The sequence below is a fragment of the Leptospira broomii serovar Hurstbridge str. 5399 genome, from assembly GCF_000243715.2.
GTDB classification, from domain to species: Bacteria; Spirochaetota; Leptospiria; order Leptospirales; family Leptospiraceae; genus Leptospira_B; species Leptospira_B broomii.
Map to the genome: position 1 here is coordinate 467695 of NZ_AHMO02000004.1, position 19564 is coordinate 487258.

At 44.7% G+C, this 19564-nt stretch carries 20 protein-coding genes; 6 read left to right on the top strand and 14 right to left on the bottom strand.

Annotated elements, in window-relative coordinates:
- The first annotated feature begins 21 nt into the window (after positions 1–21).
- From LEP1GSC050_RS02310 to LEP1GSC050_RS02325, 4 genes are all read left to right on the top strand, one after another.
- Entirely contained in the window at positions 22–1239 is a 1218-nt protein-coding gene (locus LEP1GSC050_RS02310) for a hypothetical protein (protein WP_010569456.1), read from the top strand.
- A complete protein-coding gene (locus tag LEP1GSC050_RS02315; protein WP_010418751.1) occupies positions 1240–1521 on the top strand; it encodes a DUF370 domain-containing protein in 282 nt (93 codons plus the stop codon).
- 2 nt (positions 1522–1523) lie between these two features.
- On the top strand, positions 1524–2087 hold the full coding sequence (gene gmk / locus LEP1GSC050_RS02320; protein WP_010569457.1) for a guanylate kinase: 564 nt from the start codon (positions 1524–1526) through the stop codon (positions 2085–2087).
- A 212-nt stretch (positions 2088–2299) separates the two neighbouring features.
- Positions 2300–3247, top strand: coding sequence for a DUF3089 domain-containing protein (locus LEP1GSC050_RS02325; protein WP_232225637.1), 948 nt, complete (start codon positions 2300–2302; stop codon positions 3245–3247).
- A gap of 40 nt (positions 3248–3287) precedes the next feature.
- Here the strand turns inward: LEP1GSC050_RS02325 and LEP1GSC050_RS02330 are convergent, their stop codons facing one another.
- The 5 genes from LEP1GSC050_RS02330 to LEP1GSC050_RS02345 are packed head-to-tail and all read right to left on the bottom strand — an operon-like array spanning position 3288 to position 6418.
- The gene (locus LEP1GSC050_RS02330) at positions 3288–3680 is read right to left on the bottom strand and encodes a transporter (RefSeq protein ID WP_010569459.1); all 393 of its coding nucleotides are present in this window, start codon (positions 3678–3680) and stop codon (positions 3288–3290) included.
- The gene (locus tag LEP1GSC050_RS02335; protein ID WP_010569460.1) at positions 3680–4321 is read right to left on the bottom strand and encodes a periplasmic-type flagellar collar protein FlbB; all 642 of its coding nucleotides are present in this window, start codon (positions 4319–4321) and stop codon (positions 3680–3682) included. Before LEP1GSC050_RS02335 ends, LEP1GSC050_RS02330 begins: the two co-directional genes overlap by 1 nt.
- A gap of 5 nt (positions 4322–4326) precedes the next feature.
- Complete coding sequence (locus tag LEP1GSC050_RS20780; RefSeq protein WP_020987040.1) at positions 4327–4497, bottom strand: hypothetical protein; 171 nt, start codon at positions 4495–4497, stop codon at positions 4327–4329.
- Complete coding sequence (gene fliJ / locus LEP1GSC050_RS02340; protein ID WP_010569461.1) at positions 4478–5050, bottom strand: flagellar export protein FliJ; 573 nt, start codon at positions 5048–5050, stop codon at positions 4478–4480. The genes LEP1GSC050_RS20780 and fliJ overlap by 20 nt, the downstream gene beginning before the upstream one ends.
- Positions 5051–5053: 3 nt before the next feature.
- Positions 5054–6418: a FliI/YscN family ATPase gene (locus tag LEP1GSC050_RS02345; protein WP_010569462.1), complete on the bottom strand. Its 1365-nt coding sequence runs from the start codon at positions 6416–6418 to the stop codon at positions 5054–5056.
- Positions 6419–6502: 84 nt separating this feature from the next.
- Between LEP1GSC050_RS02345 and LEP1GSC050_RS02350 the strand changes: the two genes are divergently transcribed.
- On the top strand, positions 6503–6805 hold the full coding sequence (locus tag LEP1GSC050_RS02350) for a hypothetical protein (RefSeq protein ID WP_010569463.1): 303 nt from the start codon (positions 6503–6505) through the stop codon (positions 6803–6805).
- Between the two features lie 96 nt (positions 6806–6901).
- On the opposite strand, the gene fliH is transcribed toward LEP1GSC050_RS02350, so the two are convergent.
- From fliH to fliF, 3 genes are read right to left on the bottom strand one after another with little or no spacing between them, the layout of a single operon-like run.
- Positions 6902–7825, bottom strand: a complete 924-nt coding sequence (gene fliH, locus LEP1GSC050_RS02355; protein ID WP_010418769.1) for a flagellar assembly protein FliH — start codon at positions 7823–7825, stop codon at positions 6902–6904.
- Positions 7826–7828: 3 nt separating this feature from the next.
- Entirely contained in the window at positions 7829–8797 is a 969-nt protein-coding gene (locus LEP1GSC050_RS02360; protein WP_010569464.1) for a FliG C-terminal domain-containing protein, read from the bottom strand.
- Positions 8797–10497 carry a flagellar basal-body MS-ring/collar protein FliF gene (gene fliF / locus LEP1GSC050_RS02365; protein WP_010569465.1) on the bottom strand — a complete coding sequence of 567 codons (1701 nt, stop codon included), beginning with the start codon at positions 10495–10497 and terminating at the stop codon, positions 8797–8799. Before fliF ends, LEP1GSC050_RS02360 begins: the two co-directional genes overlap by 1 nt.
- Positions 10498–10684: 187 nt before the next feature.
- Here fliF and LEP1GSC050_RS02370 point away from each other — a divergent pair, with 187 nt between their 5' ends.
- Positions 10685–11407, top strand: a complete 723-nt coding sequence (locus LEP1GSC050_RS02370; RefSeq protein ID WP_010569466.1) for a TrmH family RNA methyltransferase — start codon at positions 10685–10687, stop codon at positions 11405–11407.
- 13 nt (positions 11408–11420) lie between these two features.
- Here the strand turns inward: LEP1GSC050_RS02370 and LEP1GSC050_RS02375 are convergent, their stop codons facing one another.
- The 6 genes from LEP1GSC050_RS02375 to LEP1GSC050_RS02400 form a co-directional block, all read right to left on the bottom strand.
- On the bottom strand, positions 11421–12536 hold the full coding sequence (locus LEP1GSC050_RS02375) for a M23 family metallopeptidase (RefSeq protein WP_010569467.1): 1116 nt from the start codon (positions 12534–12536) through the stop codon (positions 11421–11423).
- On the bottom strand, positions 12533–13552 hold the full coding sequence (locus tag LEP1GSC050_RS02380) for an N-acetylneuraminate synthase family protein (protein ID WP_010569468.1): 1020 nt from the start codon (positions 13550–13552) through the stop codon (positions 12533–12535). The genes LEP1GSC050_RS02375 and LEP1GSC050_RS02380 overlap by 4 nt, the downstream gene beginning before the upstream one ends.
- Before the next feature lie 131 nt (positions 13553–13683).
- The gene (locus LEP1GSC050_RS02385) at positions 13684–15633 is read right to left on the bottom strand and encodes an LTA synthase family protein (RefSeq protein ID WP_010569469.1); all 1950 of its coding nucleotides are present in this window, start codon (positions 15631–15633) and stop codon (positions 13684–13686) included.
- A 79-nt stretch (positions 15634–15712) separates the two neighbouring features.
- A complete protein-coding gene (gene feoB, locus LEP1GSC050_RS02390; RefSeq protein WP_040910934.1) occupies positions 15713–17812 on the bottom strand; it encodes a ferrous iron transport protein B in 2100 nt (699 codons plus the stop codon).
- A gap of 44 nt (positions 17813–17856) precedes the next feature.
- Positions 17857–18099, bottom strand: a complete 243-nt coding sequence (locus tag LEP1GSC050_RS02395; RefSeq protein WP_010418791.1) for a FeoA family protein — start codon at positions 18097–18099, stop codon at positions 17857–17859.
- Entirely contained in the window at positions 18096–19397 is a 1302-nt protein-coding gene (locus tag LEP1GSC050_RS02400; RefSeq protein WP_010569471.1) for an ABC1 kinase family protein, read from the bottom strand. Before LEP1GSC050_RS02400 ends, LEP1GSC050_RS02395 begins: the two co-directional genes overlap by 4 nt.
- Positions 19398–19564: the final 167 nt, after the last annotated feature.

Genomic DNA, 19564 nt, shown 5'->3' on the forward strand with positions numbered 1-19564 from the left:
CCCTCTCCCGAGGTTGGAAAGATGGAACTCTTTGCCGTATTTTTTTTAAACATAGTTCTCGGTGTGGGATTATACATCGGAATCACCGCTCAAGTCACGAAGCGGATTCGTACTCATATGATTCGTCGTATAAACGAAGAAGTCCGCACCCTCGTAGACGAAATTCAAACTGAAGCGGAAAATCATATCGAACTCTTGAATTCGAAGGTCCAAGCCTACAAGATTCTAGTTCAAAAAACGGATTCACTGGAAGAAACGTTACGATCCATTCTCAGAAAGGTCGAAGATTTGCCGAATCGAGTTGTGGAAAAGGTTTCTATCGATTTCGAAACCCATACGGATTCTATTACGGAATTTGAAAGCGAACCGGAATTAGAAATTCATTCGGAAGAAACCGTTTCCGCTCCGAATAAAGTCGATTGGGAAGAGATGCCGAAATCTGCAGAGGCCGCCTTTCGAGACGAATACCTCACCTTGATTCGCGAGAAACAAAAAGAATTAAAGAAATCGCAGGATCCTCTGGAAGACAAACGCACTGTATTGACTTCCAAAGCAGGAACGGGTGTCGGACATTTGTATAAACAAAATCTTCCGGAAGGAGTTCCCGTCATTTCCGGCAAAAAGTCCGCAACCGATACTTCTACTAGAGTTGGAAACCTCGAGACAGATGACCTTTCGGAGCCGGATTCCGGAACCATAGGAATCCTCAAAAATTTCGGGAAAAAAATCAAGGACGCTCTAGGTTGGAAAGATCCGGAAGAATTATTGGCATCGCCGTCTCCGACTCGACCTACTCAACCGATTTATAATCCTAGTTCTACCTTCGATATTTCTTTGGACGGGGACCCTTTCAAAGAAGGGAGTTCGCTACCATCGGAGCTAGGAGGAACGGGAAGTCTAAAATTCCAATCCGGTTATAAAGCCGGATTCGGATCGGAAGATTCTGGAGCTCCTTCGAACACGAGAATTCGAGATAATAAGATTCCGGTGGAGCAGGATTTCGGAAGACTCTTAGAGAGGAAAATTTCCGGCAGAGAACCGCAAAAGCCCGATGTTGCAAAAATTTCTCCGGAAGCGATCTTAAAGGATTTACCTGTCGGAACGACGAAGATAGAGAAAGTAGTTTTCCTCTTGAAAAAAGGGTACTCTCATGCGGATATTTCAGAAGCACTGGATCTTGCTACCGGAGAGGTGGATATAATTGAACGATTCAGACTTGAAAGAAACCGGAGGGTTTAGATGTCTCAATTCAGCGTCCTGAACGTTGGTTTCGGAAATATAGTGATGGTCTCGAAAATCGTCGGCATTATTCATTCCGATTCTGCATCCGCGAAACGGATTCGAAACGAAGCCAAAAGTAATAATAGTTTAATAGACGCTACGCAAGGAAAGAAAACCCGTTCCATTATAATCACCGACTCGAATCATTTGGTTCTTTCAAACCTTAGAGTGGAGGCCTTGACTCGCAGAATCGAAAGCAGAGATAATTCGATTGCCGAGGAAGAGGAAGAAAAAGACTGAAATTGTCTGCGAAGCTTTTTGTCCTTTCCTCTGTAGCGGGCGGAGGCAAATCCACTCTGATCGATCGAATTCGCGAAAAGCATCCCGAGATTGCTTTTTCCATTTCTTGTACGACTCGGCCTCCGCGTCCAGGAGATCAGGAAGGCGTCACTTACTTCTTTTTAACCAACGAGGCGTTCGAAAGGGGAATTCAAGAAGGCGAATTTCTAGAATGGGCCCGAGTCCATGATTTTTATTACGGTACGCCTCGAAAATATATCGAAGACTGTTTATCGAAAGATCGGTCGGTCATCATGGATCTTGATGTGCAGGGAGCCGCGCTTGTTAAGGAAAAACTGAAAGAGATCGCAGTTACCATTTTCATTCTTCCTCCGAGCGAAGTCGAATGGGAAAAAAGACTTAGAGGACGCGGAACCGATTCGGAAGAGAGTATTGCTACGCGAATTCGAAACGGTAAATTGGAATTGGCTAGAAAAAACGAATTTCAATATATTATCGTTAATGACGATTTGGAAAAAGCCGTCGCGAAGTTGGAACATATCCTTCTTTCCGGATCGAAGCCTTGACGAACTAAATTTTTACAAGAGAGTTTTTCGTTTTGGCGAGGCTTGACCGGAAATCGGAGTTAGGGTAGCTTTGGCGAATGAAATTTCTACGAAATTTGCCGGTCACTTTCCTTAATTCTATACAGCATCGATTTCTTTTATTCCTTTTGGGGCCCGTTTTGTTCTGCGGAATTTCCTGCTTATTTTTACTTAAACCTAAGGAAAATATTGAGATGAGTAACCGGTTAACTCCTCCGGATTATTCTGATTTGAAAGATTGGGCTTCTCATCCGGATAAAATCGACCCCGCCGATGATGTACCTAAGAATTCAGGATTTGTGGATCGACAATCCGAAGCGAAAGCGGACGTATTTTTCATACATCCAACCACGCTTATTATCGGCGGTAAATATTGGAACGCGGATATTGCGGGCGAAAGTTTAAATAATAAAACCGACAAGGGACCCATTCGATCCCAGGCGAGTGCATTTAACGATTGCTGTAAGATCTATGCGCCTCGTTACAGACAAGCAACGTTTTATGTTTTTGTGGAAGAGACTCCACAAGGAAAGGAGGCTATCGATTTCGCATACGCCGACGTCAAAAAAGCATTTCTTTATTATCTAAAAAATCTGAATAAAGGTCGTCCGTGGATCCTTGCTTCTCATAGCCAGGGGACGAGACACGCTAGTCGACTTTTAAGGGAAGTCATATCGCCTTCCGATATTAAAAATAATTTGATCGCAGCCTATGCAATCGGATTTCCATATCGTGCGGAAGAAGTGGGACTTCCTGCTTGCGAATCGCCAGAATCAACGGGATGCGTAATCAATTGGAATTCGTATAAATGGGGGAAAACGCCGAATCGACTTGTGGATCGTTTTCGCACTTCCTTATGCATGAATCCTCTTACCTGGACGAATGATGAAAAACACGCGGCTAAAGAACTGAATTTAGGCAGTCTTCCGATAAACTTTGATCGAATCTTACCGGCGATTGCGGATGCGAAATGTAACGAAGGAATCCTTTGGGTGCACGACCCGGATAGCAGAGGATTTCCGGCTATAGGGAAGGACGATACGTATCATCTGGTCGATTATCATTTATTTTATTCGAATATACGACAAAATGCTAAGGCGCGAGTGGAGAAGTTTCTCTCTTTAACTTCCGGAGCAAAGTAAACTGAAAGAGAGAAACGTTGCTAACTAATTAAAATTGAACTCAGTTCGAACAATAAGGTTGTTCGACCACTATGGAAGGCATATCCGTACGCTTACCGTCCAATTCGAGCTTTTTATTCTTTAGATAGAATCCGCATACTTCCACGTAAGCGCCTACATTGACTCGATTAATTAATCCGGAATCATCGGAATCTAGCACGACCGGCTTGCCGGAAAATTGAAGTACGAATCTTACTGAATTTCCCTTATACAGAACATGAGAAACATTGCCCGACAATCGGACCGTTTCTCCTACCGCTTTGGAAGGATTTCGGACTAAGTCCTCTCCGCTCACGTACTTTGCCTTTTTTCCTTTCGCAGCCAAGGAAACAATGCACAAAAGGAGAAACAGGAATATAAAAAATGACCGTATCGGTCTTCTGTTAGGGTTCATTACAATTCCTCGGATTCAGGTGAAGATTCAGGCGCTCGAATCGTATCGGAGCGGGATAACCACTTATTCGTAATAGTAGCTCGACGTTCCGCTGGAAATAAAGTCAGTAAATAAGTCGTTATCGTTTGGCGTCCGTCTTGTTCGGCATCCTTATCCATTTGAATGAATACGTCGATGATATCCTTATCCGGCCAGTTCGTAAGCATTTGAACCGCGTTGTCCGGAGGCATATTCGCGACCTTGTCGGCTAGAACTTTGACCAGTTTTTCCCTGCTATTTTTTTCCGCTTCGGCTGACTTCAATTCTTTTTCTTTTGTCGTAAGTCCGCGTTTTAACTCTCCGATTTTTTCCAGTTCTGCGTCGAGACGTTCCCGCTCTTTTTTTATTTCCCCCTCTTTTTGAAGAATCTCATCCCTATCTTTCGCAAGCCTCTCCATTTCCTTTCGGAATTCGAGTTTTTCCAATTCCGACGGGGATTCCGCATCGGCATTGACCAAGCCCGGTTCTTTTTTTAGAAACGGAAAGAATTCGGACGCATCGATAATTTGGAAATAATCGAACGCAAAAAAACCTATGAGTAAGAGAAAAACTATCAGTAAAACGAGATAAACAGCTCGTGCTTTATCGGTGAGGCTTGCCATAATCCTTAAACCCGGATATCCAATCTCGATCCGGAAATCCTTTTTTCCAATTGGTCCGCTTTAGTTTCAAGGTCGGTTATTTTTTCCCTTAGGTTAACCATCGAACTTACGACCGGATCCGACTGGGCGGTTTTTTTCACTTCCAGAAAGGGTAGTTCACTTTTTAAAACGCTCATAAAGCTTTCTGAGTTCAGAAAGTCCCGCATCTTCCGTACCGGTCCGCTCGACGCCTCCCGTATCGTAGGTAAATACTTTCGGATCCCTTCTAGTTTTTTTAATTCCATCCCTTGCCTCCCGTTGTTCCCTAAAATATCCGACTAAGAAGAGTTCTTCGGCCTCGACTTGTTCGCCTTTCTTATAACGCTTAATGTATTCCTCAAAGCGCTTCTCCTTGAGGAGCTCCATCACCTTTTTATCCTTTCTCGCTTCGGTAACTTCCGCCCTTTTTTTCGATATAGGCTCGTCGTAAGAATGGATTTCTTCCAGTAGTTCGGTATTTCGGGTAATCAGCTGACGAATATAAGTTTGCATATATGAATATTCTCGCAAGCCGGAACTTCCTTCCAAAGGGGTCGATGCGATGCTTTGAATCTTGGACTCGTTTTCTTCGATTTCAAGGTTACGAAGATTAATTTCCGCGACTAGCTCCGATAATTCTTGAAGCTTCTTATCTTCCGCAATTTTACGAAGACGGAGAACCGGATCCAGTCTAAACCTAAATCTCTTCATAGATTAGAATTCCTCCTCTTCGCGTTCTTCCCTTAGGATATCCCGAAGTGCGCTTAAGGTCTGAGGAAACGGACTTTTTTCGGACAGCTTTTGCCGGAGAAATGTGTCGATCTTTTCTTTCTTACGAATCGCTAGATCTACTTTTGCGTCCGAACCGCGAACATATGCGTTAAGAAGTATTAATTCTTCGACCGAATTGTATGTCGAAACTAACTCGCGTATCATACCGGCTCTCATAAAATGATCTTCGTCGGTAATCGATTGCATTACCCGTGAAAGAGATGCGGGGATATCGATAGCGGGGTAATGGTTACGCTCGGCGATTTTTCTGGACAGAACGATATGACCGTCTATATAACCTCGAACGGCATCCGCTACCGGATCTTCCATTTCATCGGTATCCGTAAGAATCGTATAAAAGCCGGTGATGCTACCGCCGCCTTTGGATGTTCCGGAACGTTCGACCAACCGCGCTAGTTTGCTAAAAACGGAAGAACTAAATCCTCTAGTTATCGGCGGTTCATGATTGGAAACCGAAATCTCACGGTTTGCATGAGCGAATCTAGTGAGAGAGTCCATCATTAAGTTGACATGCAGTCCTTGCTCTCTGAAATATTCTGCTACGGAAGTCGCGAGAAGAGCGCAGTTAACCTGCTCCATTTTAGGGGAATCGGAAGTTGCCGCAAATACGACGGATCTCGCGAGACCTTCCTTTCCTAAGTCGCGCTCTATAAATTCGTTCACTTCTCGGCCGCGCTCACCGACTAAGGCGATTACGTTTACATCCGCATCGGTGAAACGCGAGATCATTCCTAAAAGGCTGGATTTTCCCACGCCTGAACCTGAAAAAATTCCTAATCGTTGGCCGCGACCGACCGTTAAGATCCCGTCGATAGCTCGCACACCGGTTAATAGGATATCGCGAATGATCGGGCGATCTAAAGGATTGATACTTTCGCCTTCCGGGGATTTTTCGTCGGAAGTAATGATTAAGCCTTTCTTATCGATCGGCTTTCCGACTCCATTTAATACGCGCCCGAGAAGTTCCCTGCCTACGGGAACATTAAGGCGCCGACCGGAAGAAAAAACAAACGCGTCCGGGTAGACTCCTTCGACAGGGCCGAGAGGCATCAGAGTATAAACATGATTTTCAAATCCGACTATTTCGCATTGAAGATAGCCTTCTATGCCCGCTTTTTCGACGTCCATGATTTCCCCGATCTTCGAATCAGGAGGTCCCTCAGAATATATTACGTTTCCGGAGACGCGAACGACTCGACCCGATTTGCGGATTGTCTCCGTTCGATCCAGGATGAGGAAATACTTGGAGATGACGTCGACCTTCTCGTGAAATTTCTTCTCAATCATTACAGCTGGACCGGGCCTATGAATAAGTTTACAGTGGGGAAAAATTTCTATAGAGTCAAGTTATAATGTGAATATAATAGAATTATGTCACATAGTATCCAGCCTAAATTACTTGGAATTAAACCAGTAAAAAGACTCCAATTCGGATCATATAGTTCGACTCGTATAACGGTTTGGGGAGATAATACGAATGATCTCAATTTCTTTCTTTTCGGAGATGAGGAAAATTCCGTAGGAGCTCCTACACGCGGACTCGCTAAGAAAAGCGTTGCAAAAACGTCGGGAAAATTGTACAGCGCGTACTTCCACCACACCGGCCCCCGCCCAGTAGGGCGGGGAATTTTCAAAATGCCGTTCTCTCCCCCCTTTCGCGAGGGGCTTAAATGAGAAGAGACTCTCCCTATCCTAAAGAAGAGATTCCCCATACCCGGCCCCCTCGAAAGGAGACCGGGTAGGAGAGTAGGGATGGACGTGAATGGTAGATTATATCGGCTCCGCATTTCGGATGGCTTCTTCGATTTCTTTGAGCTGAGTGGAAATACGGGCGTCGATTGCGCCGACATCGGTTTCGATAATGACTCCACCTCTGTCCACGCGAGAGTCTTCGTAAATATTAACTTTTCGTAGAGACTCCATGAGTTTAATGAGTTCATCCTTGTGCGCAGTGGTGATCTCGAGATCGGCAAAGTTAACACGAATGTCCACTCTATCCCGGTCCTTGATTCTTTTTAGAGCTTCCCTGATATTGTTTAGCACGATTTCTTTACGTTCGATGATTTCGTCTTTGATGATTTTACGTGCGATAATCAGGATCATTTCGACCATTTGTTTTTCCGAAGCCTGGATCAATTCGGCTCGAATATCGATGGCTTTTCCGACGATAGTCCCTAAACGATCGATCAATCGTCGAACCTCTCCTTGACCTTTTCGGAAACCGACTTCACGACCTGCTTCAAAGCCTTTAAGGTAAGCCTCATGCTCGATTTCAGCCGTCTTCATTTCGGCTTCTTTGATCATCCGCTCAGCTTCCATCTTGGCTCGTTCCAAGATTTGTTCCGCTTTTGCTTTACCGGAATCCTCGTCTAATTTGATTTTCTCTTTCGAGTCCTGGATCATTTGGAAAGCCTTCTTACGGCCTTCCTCTTCGATTTCCTCAGCTTTACGACGGGAATCTTCCAGCATCTTTTTGATGCTTTCTTCCGTTTCTTCCTTATAGCGGTTTAGCTCCGCCTCGATCTCTTCGATTGAAGGACCTTGGTATTGCTCGATAATGTTTCCTTCTTGATCGACTTCGAACTCTTCGGCGTCTTCGTCCCGGTGAAATTTTTTATACTTGTCCGGTATTTGTAGCTCGACCTGATCTTGCATGTCGGCGATTTGAATGGGTTTAAAGACGAGTTTTGCCATAGTTCAGATGTTTCTCCGGAACTTGATTCTTCCCGATTCTACGGAATCCTTGAAAATTTCAAGAATACCGTTTTGGGCGGTTTCGATCTCCGCTAGGGAAATCGGACCCATGGAATCTTCCTCTAATCGGACGATTGAAACCAGAGAAGGTTCCATCCTTTCTAAGAGTTGTGCTCGGGTTTCCGGTTCGGTTCCTCTAAAGGCGACGGCGACCACGATCGGGTGAATATCTGAAAGAAATTTATTCAGATTCTCCCGATTTAGCTCTAGAAAATCTTCCATCTTAAAGAAGTGTTCGTTTATATTTTCGGCAAACGCGGGGTTCTTTTCGCGTATCCTCGTGAATAATTTCCGAGAATCTTGGGGGTCCATTTTTCCCAGCAAGTCCGCAGCTCGTTTTCCCATTCTGTCTCTTACCGGAGTGCTTATCCCGGGATGCTTTACGGCTTCTTTTTTAAAACGCAGAAATCGCTCCAGGGAATCCTTGCCGGATTCGGAGGATAAATCCAAATCTCGAATTTGGAGCAGAATGTTTTCCTGAAGCTCGTACGGGAACTCCTCCAAGACGCGGGCGGATACGTCCGGATCCGCAAAGCAGAGAATGAGCGCGATTCGATTGGGTTCCTCGCCTGCGACGATTCTGGATAATTCTTCCTTATTAAACTCCTTTAGCTCGTTAAGCCAGTCTGGTTCGGTTGAAAGCCCTTCTTTAAGAATGGATTCCAATTCTTGGATGAGAGCGAACGTGTCCTTATCCAATCCTTCCTTAGGAACGGAAGAAATTCCTTCCAAGAAAGAACCTAATAATTCGCGTTCTTCTTTGGCATCGAGCTTTCCGCTTTTATGAAAGCTCTCTAAAAGTCTGCTCGTATCCTTGGGACCGAGGTGGCGAAAGACTTCCGGGGGAAGGTGCTCCCCCAGAATTCGGAGGAGGCGACCCGCCCGGTTTTTATTACCGGACAGGGATTCCATTAGGTTGCTTCCTCTTCAGATAACCAGGTGCGAAGAAGCTGTGCAACTTCTTCCGGTTTTTCTTTGGATAGATTGATTGCGTTCTCGAGAAGTTCTCTACGAAGTTTTTCATCGAGAGAGAGTTCCACTTCCGCACTACCGTCATCCATAACTCTGAGCGCGGCTTCCCGCATCATTTGTTGCATTGCGGCAAGTTCTTCTTCGCGGAGTCTGCGACGTCTTGCGATTTCTTTCTTGATCGCTCTGTAGATGAGGATTGTAAGAATGAGGAATAGGATGATTACGAGAGATGCGATTACCATTTGACGGATCGCTTTTTGTTTCTTAAGTTCCTCGTCCTCGGCCGCAAATTGTGCCGATCTATCCTTGGGAATGCTTATGACGGAGATTTGATCCCCTCTTGCTTTATCGATCCCGACCGCAGCTTCTAGGTTCTTACGGATTGTCCTTAGATCGTCGTCGGAAACTGGTATATAAGTCCTATCGTATCCTGTTCCGTCTTCTTTTTCTTTTTTGGTCCATTGCCCGTCGATAACCACCGAAAGATTGACTTTTTCGATTTTCCAAGGCTGCTTTTGGACTTCGCTTACCCGGCGATTAAATTCAAAGTTATTGATGTTTTCGGTCTTCTTATATTCGGCTTTTTGGTAGTCGGTGTCTTTGTAGCCGGGCGGAAGATTCGGCTCGGTTCCTGCAGGGCCGTCCGGGGTAAAACCGCGACCGTTGAACTGTTCGCTTGTTTCTTTCGAAGAGACTTTTAGGCTATACCCGTCGACTATTTTCAGTTCCGAATAAGGGGTATTAGGATCGTCGGGTCTTTCCACAACGGGTGTAACCGTATTGTCTTTGTAAGATTCCTTGTCCCAGTTGAGCATATATTCGAAGCGCGTAATATCCACACGATCTTCTCCGCCTAGATACCAGCGCAGAGTGTTCCTGACATCGATTAATCTTTGAATCCTTTGCTCTTCCTGAATCCGCAACTTTTCTTGCACGACTCTAAGCTCTAATCTCTCTTTCTCAAGATCTTCCTCGAAATCGGAGATGATTTTCCCGTCCGCATCGGCAACAACTACGTTCTCCGGCTTTAACTTAGGCACAGCTCTTGAAACTAGGTTTACGATTCCTTTAACTTCTTTCTTTGACATCCCGTCGACGCCAGGGATGAAATGCAAAATCACCGAGGCTTTTACCGGGGAAGCGTTCGAACTGAATAGTTCGTCTTCCGGAATCGCGATGTTTACGAATGCCTTATCGACAGGACGTAATGTCATCAGAGATTGCTCGATAGCTCCCTTTAATGCCCTATATTTTTTGATATCTTTGTCGAATTGGGTCTCGGTGAATTTCTCGACGTTGAATAATTCCCATCCTTGAACTCCAGCCGGAATTAGGTTCTCTTGGGCAAGTTTGGTTATGATTTCCTGTCTTTGCTCCGGATCCACGCTCACGACGCTGGTATCCGAGGTCCCATACTGGTATCCCATTGAATCCAGCTTTTTGGTGACTTCCGCAAAATCCTTGGACGTCATGTCTTTGAACAGGATGATCCTATTTTTTTGGGAAGAAACGGTCGCTAAAAGTCCTACGGCTATTAAAACCGTTAAGGCGACACCGCCCAGAATCAGCTTCTTGGTCATATCCAAGGAGCCGACAAACTCCTTAATATTATTCAGAATCTTTTGCAATTGCTCGGGCATATTTCTTCACCACCGACAAGATAGGGGACATAATAGATTTTCGGAAACAAAGTACAATCCCTTTTTAAAAAAACTTTAGAATTTTTTTTTCTTACGTTCTAAATGTATAGTATTGTTTTCCTTTCCTTAGTTCGCGATCGACTTGTCCGTTTCTATGTTTCCTGCATATGTTGAAAATATGCGGCCAATGATTGAATTTGATGAAGTTCCTAGCCTGATAGAGGCCCGAGCTCTCAATCGATACTTCGCGGAGATGTTATCCGAGTCTCGACGTCAAAAAATCGAGGAAGTTCTCTCGTTTCGCACAAAGTACTTAACAATTGTATTGGAAGATATATTCCAACCTTTTAATGCTAGTGCAACGTTGAGAACCGCCGAATGTCTAGGCTTAAGCGACGTTTATGCGGTCGAAAATCGGAATTCATATCGACCGAATGCGGGAGTCGCAAAGGGAGCTCAAAAATGGTTGAGAATACATCGCTACCAATCAATGAGGGAGGATAATACGAGGTTTTGTCTCAATCATCTGAAAGAATCGGGATATCGAATCGTTGCGACATCGCCCCGGAACGTCGAAACCCTTCATACGCTTGAGAATCTCCCCTTGGATCGACCGACGGCCGTGCTATTCGGAGCCGAAGAAATCGGCCTTTCGGAAATCGCCTTATCTCAGGCAGATCTTCACCTGCGATTACCGATGTTCGGATTTACCGAAAGTTATAATCTATCCGTGACTGTCGCCATCGTTCTCTCTCATCTGATTCCTCGCGTGAGAAGAGAAGTCGAAGGGTGGGCGCTTACCGAAGAAGAAGCCGTTCATCTACGCAATTTTCTATATAAGAAAACGATCAATAACGGTCCGGTTATCGAAGCCGAATTTTTGCGTCGTTGGAGAAGAGGTAATTTGTAATTCTCTTTCCGATCTATTTTATGAGAAATTCGGAACGTGAAAAAAAGAATTGGAGTAATTTCCGCATTTGAGGTCCTGAGATGCCGGCTCCCAGATATTCTCCGTCTACCCAGATCTCGAAATGTAAGTGAATATTTTCATCGGATTCTTTCGCTTCCCCGATTAAGCCCGAGTTTCCGGCTGTGCCGATTTCTTCCCCTGCCTTTACTTTAGAGCCGATTTCAAGTCCTTTTTTAATCGAGGATAAATGATTGAATGAGGACATCACTCCGTTTCCATGATCGATCCAAACCTGCCTTCCTCCAAAATCCCTCTCTACATAAGTGACCCCGTTTTTTTGAGCCTGAGCGGAATGATACTGAAATTCGGATACGGTCATCGGTACGTAATTTAGATCCGCGCGTACGATGATCCCATCTCCGGGGGATATTAGAGAATCGGAAAAGGTAAGTCTCCTCACGGTTCCGTCTTTTTCCTTTTTGAAATAAATATCCAAGCCTTTGTGAATTCCATTTCTATACTCTCTAGGCGCACCCGGTAGTTGAGCTTCTTTCGGCGGGAGCAATCCATCCTGAACCGGATACATATAACCAGTTAGCCGCTGCGGCACCGCATTCAGAGGAGTGTCGTTTAGTAGAATTTTGAATTCGCTGATTACGATACTTTTATCTTCCTTCTTCGGAAAATAAATTCGAACCAGGGAGGCGTCCATTGGAGGAATGCGATGAGTGTTTACCAATTCCACTCGATCGTTTTTGAAAATCGTTTTCCACGTTTCCTGGTACAATACTTGAATTTCATACTCGTCCACCGAGCGTTTACCTCGGAAGACCGGCACGACTAATTCGATGCCATTGATGAGACGTTTGGATCCGAAATCGACTGTTATCCATTCGGGATTGGGACCTGACGAGGAATACCAATGAGTCTTCGGGTCCGAATCGAAAAGATTGAATGCTCCGTACTCCTCATGAAAAATCGAAGAAACCGAATAAGAAAACGGTGTGACCAGCAATCTTCCAAAATCCAGGTAATCTATTTCGGAACCTAACGAGCCGAACGTTTTGGGAGCGGCTTGAATCCTGAAAGAGAATAAGAAGATAAGAAAATAATAAACTACTCGTTTCATGCTTTGGCTTTGAACGCGTCGCCGGGATTTATTACGGCTCCGTCTGAAAGCAATGAATTTGCTTCTTCGATTTTCCATGAATCAAGATAGGTTGCGTTTTCTTGACTCAAATCGGGTCGTAGCGCGATCGGATTTCCGTCCTTCCCGAGATACAAGGATCTGCGTCCGAAGAAGCGCCCTGCTTTTTCTTCCGGCTGAACGATTTTTTTTCTCTCGCCTCTCATTTCGAATGCGAGCCGAGCGTTTTCCGCGTACGCGGAAAATTCTGCAGGATCCACAGAGATAGTGTGGTCGGGACCCGGGAGACTTTTATCCAGTGTAAAATGTTTTTCTAATGCAGTTGCGCCCATACTTACCGCTAATGCTCCGGCCAAGGTCCCTCCCGTATGATCCGAAAACCCTAACGGACCCGGGAATAGATGTCGGTAATAAAATAAGGTTCTAAGATTCGCCTTTTCAGGCGGAGTGGGATAAAGGGATACGCAATGAAACAGTAATAGATCTTTTACTCCCTGGTGTTCCAAAAATTCCAAGGCGCGCAAAACTTCGAATCCCTCGGCTGCACCCGTCGATAAAAAAATCGGGAGTCTAGTCGAAGCGCATTTTTCTAGAAGTCCCTTATTTACGATGTCCCCGCTTGCGATCTTTATCGCGTTCACTCCAAGAGACACTAACAGATCGACACTTTTAGAATCTAAAGGCGTCGAAAAGAAAAATAATCCCTCGTCTTCCGCAGTTTTTTTGAATTCGCGATGAAGAGCCTCGGAAAGTTCGTACTGTTTGAATATATCCACTAAAACTTTCGCTTTGGAATTGGAAACATCTAGGAAGTCCTGCGTGCGATAGCTTTGAAACTTAACCGCATTCGCGCCCGATTTTTTTGCGGCCTGTATGGATCTTTTTCCGATTTCCGAATCTGCGTTATGATTGAGCCCGATTTCCGCGATTAGAAACGGAGGAGTATCCGAACCGAGTTCCCGTTGACTATTCAATTTAAAATGTTTTGAAAATACCATTCATATATACCTGAAAGTTCGTATTCTAAAGATCGGTTCTTTTTCCGTTAGAAAGCCGGAATTTCTGCCCAAATACATCCAATGAAATTTTCGGATAACATAAGGGATCAGAAAATCGGGACCCTTTTTACTTATTTTTCCTTAGGCGGATAAATCGAGTTAGAATTTAAAAGTTCGTAGCTTAAATTAAAGAACGCTTTGGCTTTCTTTTCGTATTCATCGCAAGTTAATTGGGACGATTGGCAGAAATTCGTTTTCTTTGCGGGAGGGAACGGAGTCGCATCCCTTAGGTCGCCGTCGGTGAATCGATAGAAAGATATACCGTTCTCGATCCAGCCGATCACACTCGAGAAGGCGAAATACGCTTTTCCTTGTTCCTGGTCCGAAAGTAGATCTCGACCCATTGCGGAGAATTTTAATTTTTTCCCGACCAATCCCAATACGGTAGGTAGGACGTCTAGCTGGGAAGAAATTCGATTATCGATTCCGGGTTTCACGAATTTCGGAGAATACAGAAGGAATGGAATATTTCTGTCCTCATACGGGTTTAGATTTCTATGATGCGTGTGGTCGGCAACGAAAATGAATATCGTATTTTCGAAGTAGGGAGATTTGCGGACTTTCTCCATAAATTTACCTAGGGCCCAGTCGGAATAATGATACGTGTTAAAATAATCGTAGTCTTGAACCGAATTCGGAAAAATCTCAAATTCTTTTTTTGGAACTTCGTACGGATAGTGCGTGGTCAATGTAAGAGATATTGCGAGAAAGGGGGGTTTAGTTACCGCCATTCTTTTTTGGAGTTCGTCCAAAACGTCCTCGTCGAAGTATCCCCAAGCACCGGAGGTATATTCGTTTTTTTGCCTCATTTCTTCCCGTCCGATGATCGATTCGAAGCCCCAATGAGGAAAAAGAAAACTCATGTTATCGAAACCGATATCGCCGCCATGTACAAATAACGTATTATAACCCGCCTGCTTTAATACGGTTCCAAGTCCTCCAAAATTACCGAGAACCTGATGTGTACGAATGACGGTAATTCCGGGTCTGTCCGGAATGCCGGTGAGAACTGATAGAAGCCCGTTAGTCGTCCTTCCGCCTGTGGCAAAGAAATGAGGGAAATATTTGCCTTTTGAAATGAGGGAATTAAAATTAGGAGTCAATTCCTTCCCTTCGATGAGACCCGTTCCGTTGGGGCGGATAAATTTTCCCGTCCAACTTTCGAGCAAAATAATCACTATGTTTGGAGGAGTTCCCTGTCTCGTCTCTTTTGTTTCCCGTAAAATCGGATATCGATCGTCTGTGAAATTCGCCCCCGGATAATCGATTTCATTTTTAACTATCGCGAGGGATTCGGAATGAGGAAGCTTTAGATTCGGAGAAATCGCCGTGGACTTTAGATCCATCAAAGTGGTAAACACTCCGTTCAATGGGAGGTTATTCAAGAATCCGTTTTGCGAATGAATCGCCTCGGTCGAACGTAAAGGTCTCGATTGGACACCTCCCCGAAATAACAAAAACACGACTAATATCGAAATCGGAATTTGAATTAGCTCCGCTTTCTTATTATCGACGGAGAATCGATAACCGTTCCATTTTACGAAGGACCAGATTAGTAACGGGAGTCCGAAAAAAATTACGAAAAGGCCGCTGACGACTAATACCGGCGTGTTCTGCAATGCTGCGGAAAGAATTACAAAAAAGTCTTTACCTAAAAATACGAAGCCTTCGTAGCCGAGATGCTTATTCGCTTCCCCGTAATAAATCGTATCGCCGATCAGATGTCCGAACATCCAGAGGACCAGGATAATCGGAGGGATGCCCCAGATATAACGATAGAATTTCCAACGATTGCCGAAATAAAAACCGGAAAGTAGCCAAAAGGGACCGACTGTGATCGCAGTTACCGAAAGATCGAAGCGGATTCCGATCAAAAACGAAAATAATACTTCTCCCCAGGGAGAGGTATCGATCTTGTCGAAATAGATTAAAAGAAGGACGATTCGAAATATCGTTAAAAGTAAAAAAATTACTGCGGAATAGAAGCCGATGATTTTAAGATTTGGCGGGATTCGCTTCATTCAATTTTCCAAAAAAGATGACCGAGGTAGTTTTACTAGACATGTCCGCGAAACGTCAAGGATAGATTTTGAATCCTTACTAGCTCCACCCGAACGCTTTGCTGGCCTGAAAAACGATAAACGAGGAGATATATGCAAGAATCGTCATATACCCGAATAGAAAAAAAGGCCAAAATAATGAATTTGTTTCCCGTTTTACGACCGCCAGTGTGGACATACATTGGCAGGCAAAAGCGAAGAAAACTAGTAGACTTAAGGCGCTTGCAAGACTCCATACCGGCTTTCCGGTTTGAGGATCTTTATCGTTTCGTAAGGCGCTACGCAAATCTTCCTGTTCCGCTTCTTCCCCTTGGACCCCGTAAATGATGGAAAGAGTCGAGACCATAACTTCTCTGGCTGCGAAGGACGTAATTAAACCTATACCCATTTTCCATCCGAAACCGATCGGTTTTAAGATGGGCTCCATCGCTTTACCCAAATGGCCCGCATACGATTCGGATATCTGCACCGATTTGGCCTGATGCGGCGGTAAATTCGCAATTTCTGATTCTGCTACTCTAGGATAGTTGGCTAAAAACCACAAAAGAATAGAAATGGAAAGTATCACTTTTCCGGCATTCAATAAGAATGTTTTAATTTTCTTATATACCACGATGAAGAGGCTTTTGATCGAAGGAAAATGGTAACGCGGTAATTCCATCAAAAAGTAGGATGGCTCGGAAAGAAAAAAAGCTTTTTTAAAAATGAATGCCGCCGTCATGGAGGCAATCATTCCAAGTACGAAGAGTCCGAATAAGACGAGAGCTTTAGTCTGGAAGATTCCGAAAACGGGTCGATCCGAAAATACGGTGCCGATGACAAGGATATAAACCGGATACCTCGCCGAACAAGTGATCAAAGGGGACACGAGAATGGTCGTAATTCGATCCGCTTTGTTTTCAATAGTTCTTGTACCCATAATAGCTGGAACGGCACAGGCCGCAGATGAAAGTAGGGGAATGAAGGATTTACCCGACAACCCGAATCTTCCCATAAAGCGGTCCATTACGAACGAAGCGCGGGCAATATAGCCGCTTTCTTCCATGACTCCGATAAAGAAGAAGAGTAAACTGATTTGCGGGATAAATACCAGAACGGCGCCCACTCCGCCGATCGCTCCTTCCTGTATGAGAGATCGAACAGGGCCTTCCGGCAAAAGACCTCCCACAAAAGTGGCTAACGCTCCCACCTGTGTTTCTATCCAATCCATCGGAATTTCCGACCAAGCAAAGAGCATTTGAAACACAAAGGCCATGATTGCAAGAAAGGAAACTAATCCCCAAACCGGGTGCAGTAAGATCCGATCCGCGAACCGTAAAACGCCATCACTCACATTCTCTTTACCTAAAAGGGCGCGAGATAATAATTTTTTGATCCAGAAAGAATTTTGAACCAATTCATCCCGATAGGAGAAATTCAATCCGGCATTCTCCCAGGCGTTCGTCACTAAAGTTCGAGCTTCTGCGGGTAGATAGGATAGTCCGGGAATTCCGGTCAAAAGTTTTTCTCCCGAAAGTTCTTTTAGTGAATTCTCCAAGATGAAACGAAGTGCATCCGGATCCGAGCTCGTGAGTCGTGAAAGAATCGAGTCCAAGAGTCGCTCGCGTTTTTTATCCCAAGTGAATGTGGCGGAAGGAATGCGGAAGGAGGATCTGTCAAACAACGCCTCTTTCAGTTCTTCCGTTCCTTCGCCCGTCCTCGGATTAATAAACAGGAATTTCGTACCGAAAGCCTTGATGAGAGGATTTAGATCCAATTGTAATCCCTTTTTTTCCAAAACGTCTCGCATCGTAACAACAACTAACGTAGGGACTTTAAGAGAAGCAACTTGTAAGAGAAACTGTAGACCTCTCTCTATAGCGACGCCGTCCAATAGGAATAATATGTGATCCGTTTCCTGTCGGGAAAGTAATACCCTGGTTGTGACTTGCTTATCCTCGGACTCCCCGCCTAGGCTATATGCTCCCGGAAGATCCATCAATCTTAACGCCTTATCGCCAAGGCGAATCGTGCCCTCGGCTTTTTCCACAGTAACACCGGGGAAATTTCCCGTCTTTTGCCTCAATCCGGTTAAGCGGTTAAAAAGTGTGGATTTTCCGCAGTTGGGATTCCCTGCCAATAGGATCCGAAATGAATCCATTCCGGTCTTCAATCCTTCCCGAACGGTTTCCTTTTCTAAGACTTTCACTTCGATTCCTCTAATTCCAATAATTCCGCCTCTATATTTCTTAAGGCTAATTGGACTAAGCCGATTTTTACGATTATTTTATCTTGGCTAGGATATTTAGCAAGTATCTGGAGCTTTGTTCCGGGAAGAAACCCCATGTCCAATAAATTGCGAACAAGGCCTTCTTTTCCGGGGAGTTCCCTTAAGCCCGATAGAACGGGTGAATCGCCGGGCTCTAATTCGAAAAGGGTCTTTTTCATCGGATGAATTTTTCTCTATCTCTTATTAGATCGATATCCGGGGCGAACGCCTTAACATAACGATCGAAGTACAGAATTTGTTTGATTAAAAGGCCGAATTCTTTGGGGATCTTGAGACCATTTCTTTGAGCTAAAGCCCGAAATTCGAATAAGATTGCGTTTAGCTTTTTCTCATCGAAAGCCTCTAATTCTCCCATTTGAATCCCTAAAACCATCTCGCTCATTTCACCGAAAACCTTTTCAAGGTCTTTTGCTAAGCGCGCTTCGTCGATACCTTGCGCAGTCGAATCCATGAGAATTAAACCGCTTGCGATTCTGGCCGCACGATTCGTCGCGAGACCTTCTAGGAAAATCATCAACCCTTCCCATATTTTAGGAGAAATTCTGCCGACAATCCCGAAATCGATAAAGCCGACCGTTCCATCTCTCAGGATCATTAAATTCCCTGCATGAACATCTGCGTGAAAAAAGCCGGACCTAGAAAGCGTAGAGAACCACACTTCCAATGCGTCGGATAGAGTCTTTTGCGGGTCTTTGGAATACTTTCGGAGAGATGTTTCGTCGGTAATCGGAGCCCCGTAAAATCTCTCCATGACCAATACTTTCTTGGTGCTTAAATTATGATAAACTTTAGGAACTCTCGCTCTGGTTTCTCCCAATGCAAGTAGTGCTCTTTCGAATTCTTCGATATTCGCGGCTTCCTTATAGAAATCGATTTCTTCGAAGATGGAAGCCTGGAATAGCTTCATCATATCGGATAGTCCGGAACGACTGAGGCCGGGCACAAAAATTTCAAAAACGAGACTGGCTAGATAGAGTAAGTTTAGGTCCGCGCCGAGAGCGGACTCTATATCCGGTCTTTGAACCTTGATAACTACGTCCAAGCCTTCTTTGGTAACTGCAGAATGAACTTGAGCTATTGAGGCGGAGGCAAGGGGATCGGCATCGATGCTCAGAAAATGGTCTTCGAGCTTCCCTCCCAGCTCCCTGCGGATGACCTTTTCCACTTCTTTAAAGGAAATAGGGCGAACGGAATCCAGGCATTTTTGCATCTCCGTAACGATTTCCTCGGGGAAGAGAGAAGGAGCTGAGGCAATAAATTGCCCGAGTTTAATATAAGTTGCCCCCAATTCCTCGAAGGCTTCCCGTAGACGCAGTGGGAGATCCTTCGATGTGCTTCCACCTACGGCGAGGTCTTTCAAAAGCAGAAGGGTCTTAGTTGAAAAGACGAAACCGCTCGATATCATTCTCGCAGCTCCACCCAACCCGAGGCGAAGGTTCTCTAGGAATCCAGCCATACGGTTCCAAATTAGAAGCGAAGGCTAGGAGGACAATCTAAATCGAAAGGCCGACTCGATTGTTATAGGTTTTTCTCCCGAAAACCGACTGTGGAATGGTCATGCCAATCTTTCCAGAACTGAGAAGACCAAGACTGTATTTTGGTTTACGAATCAGTCAAGAATTA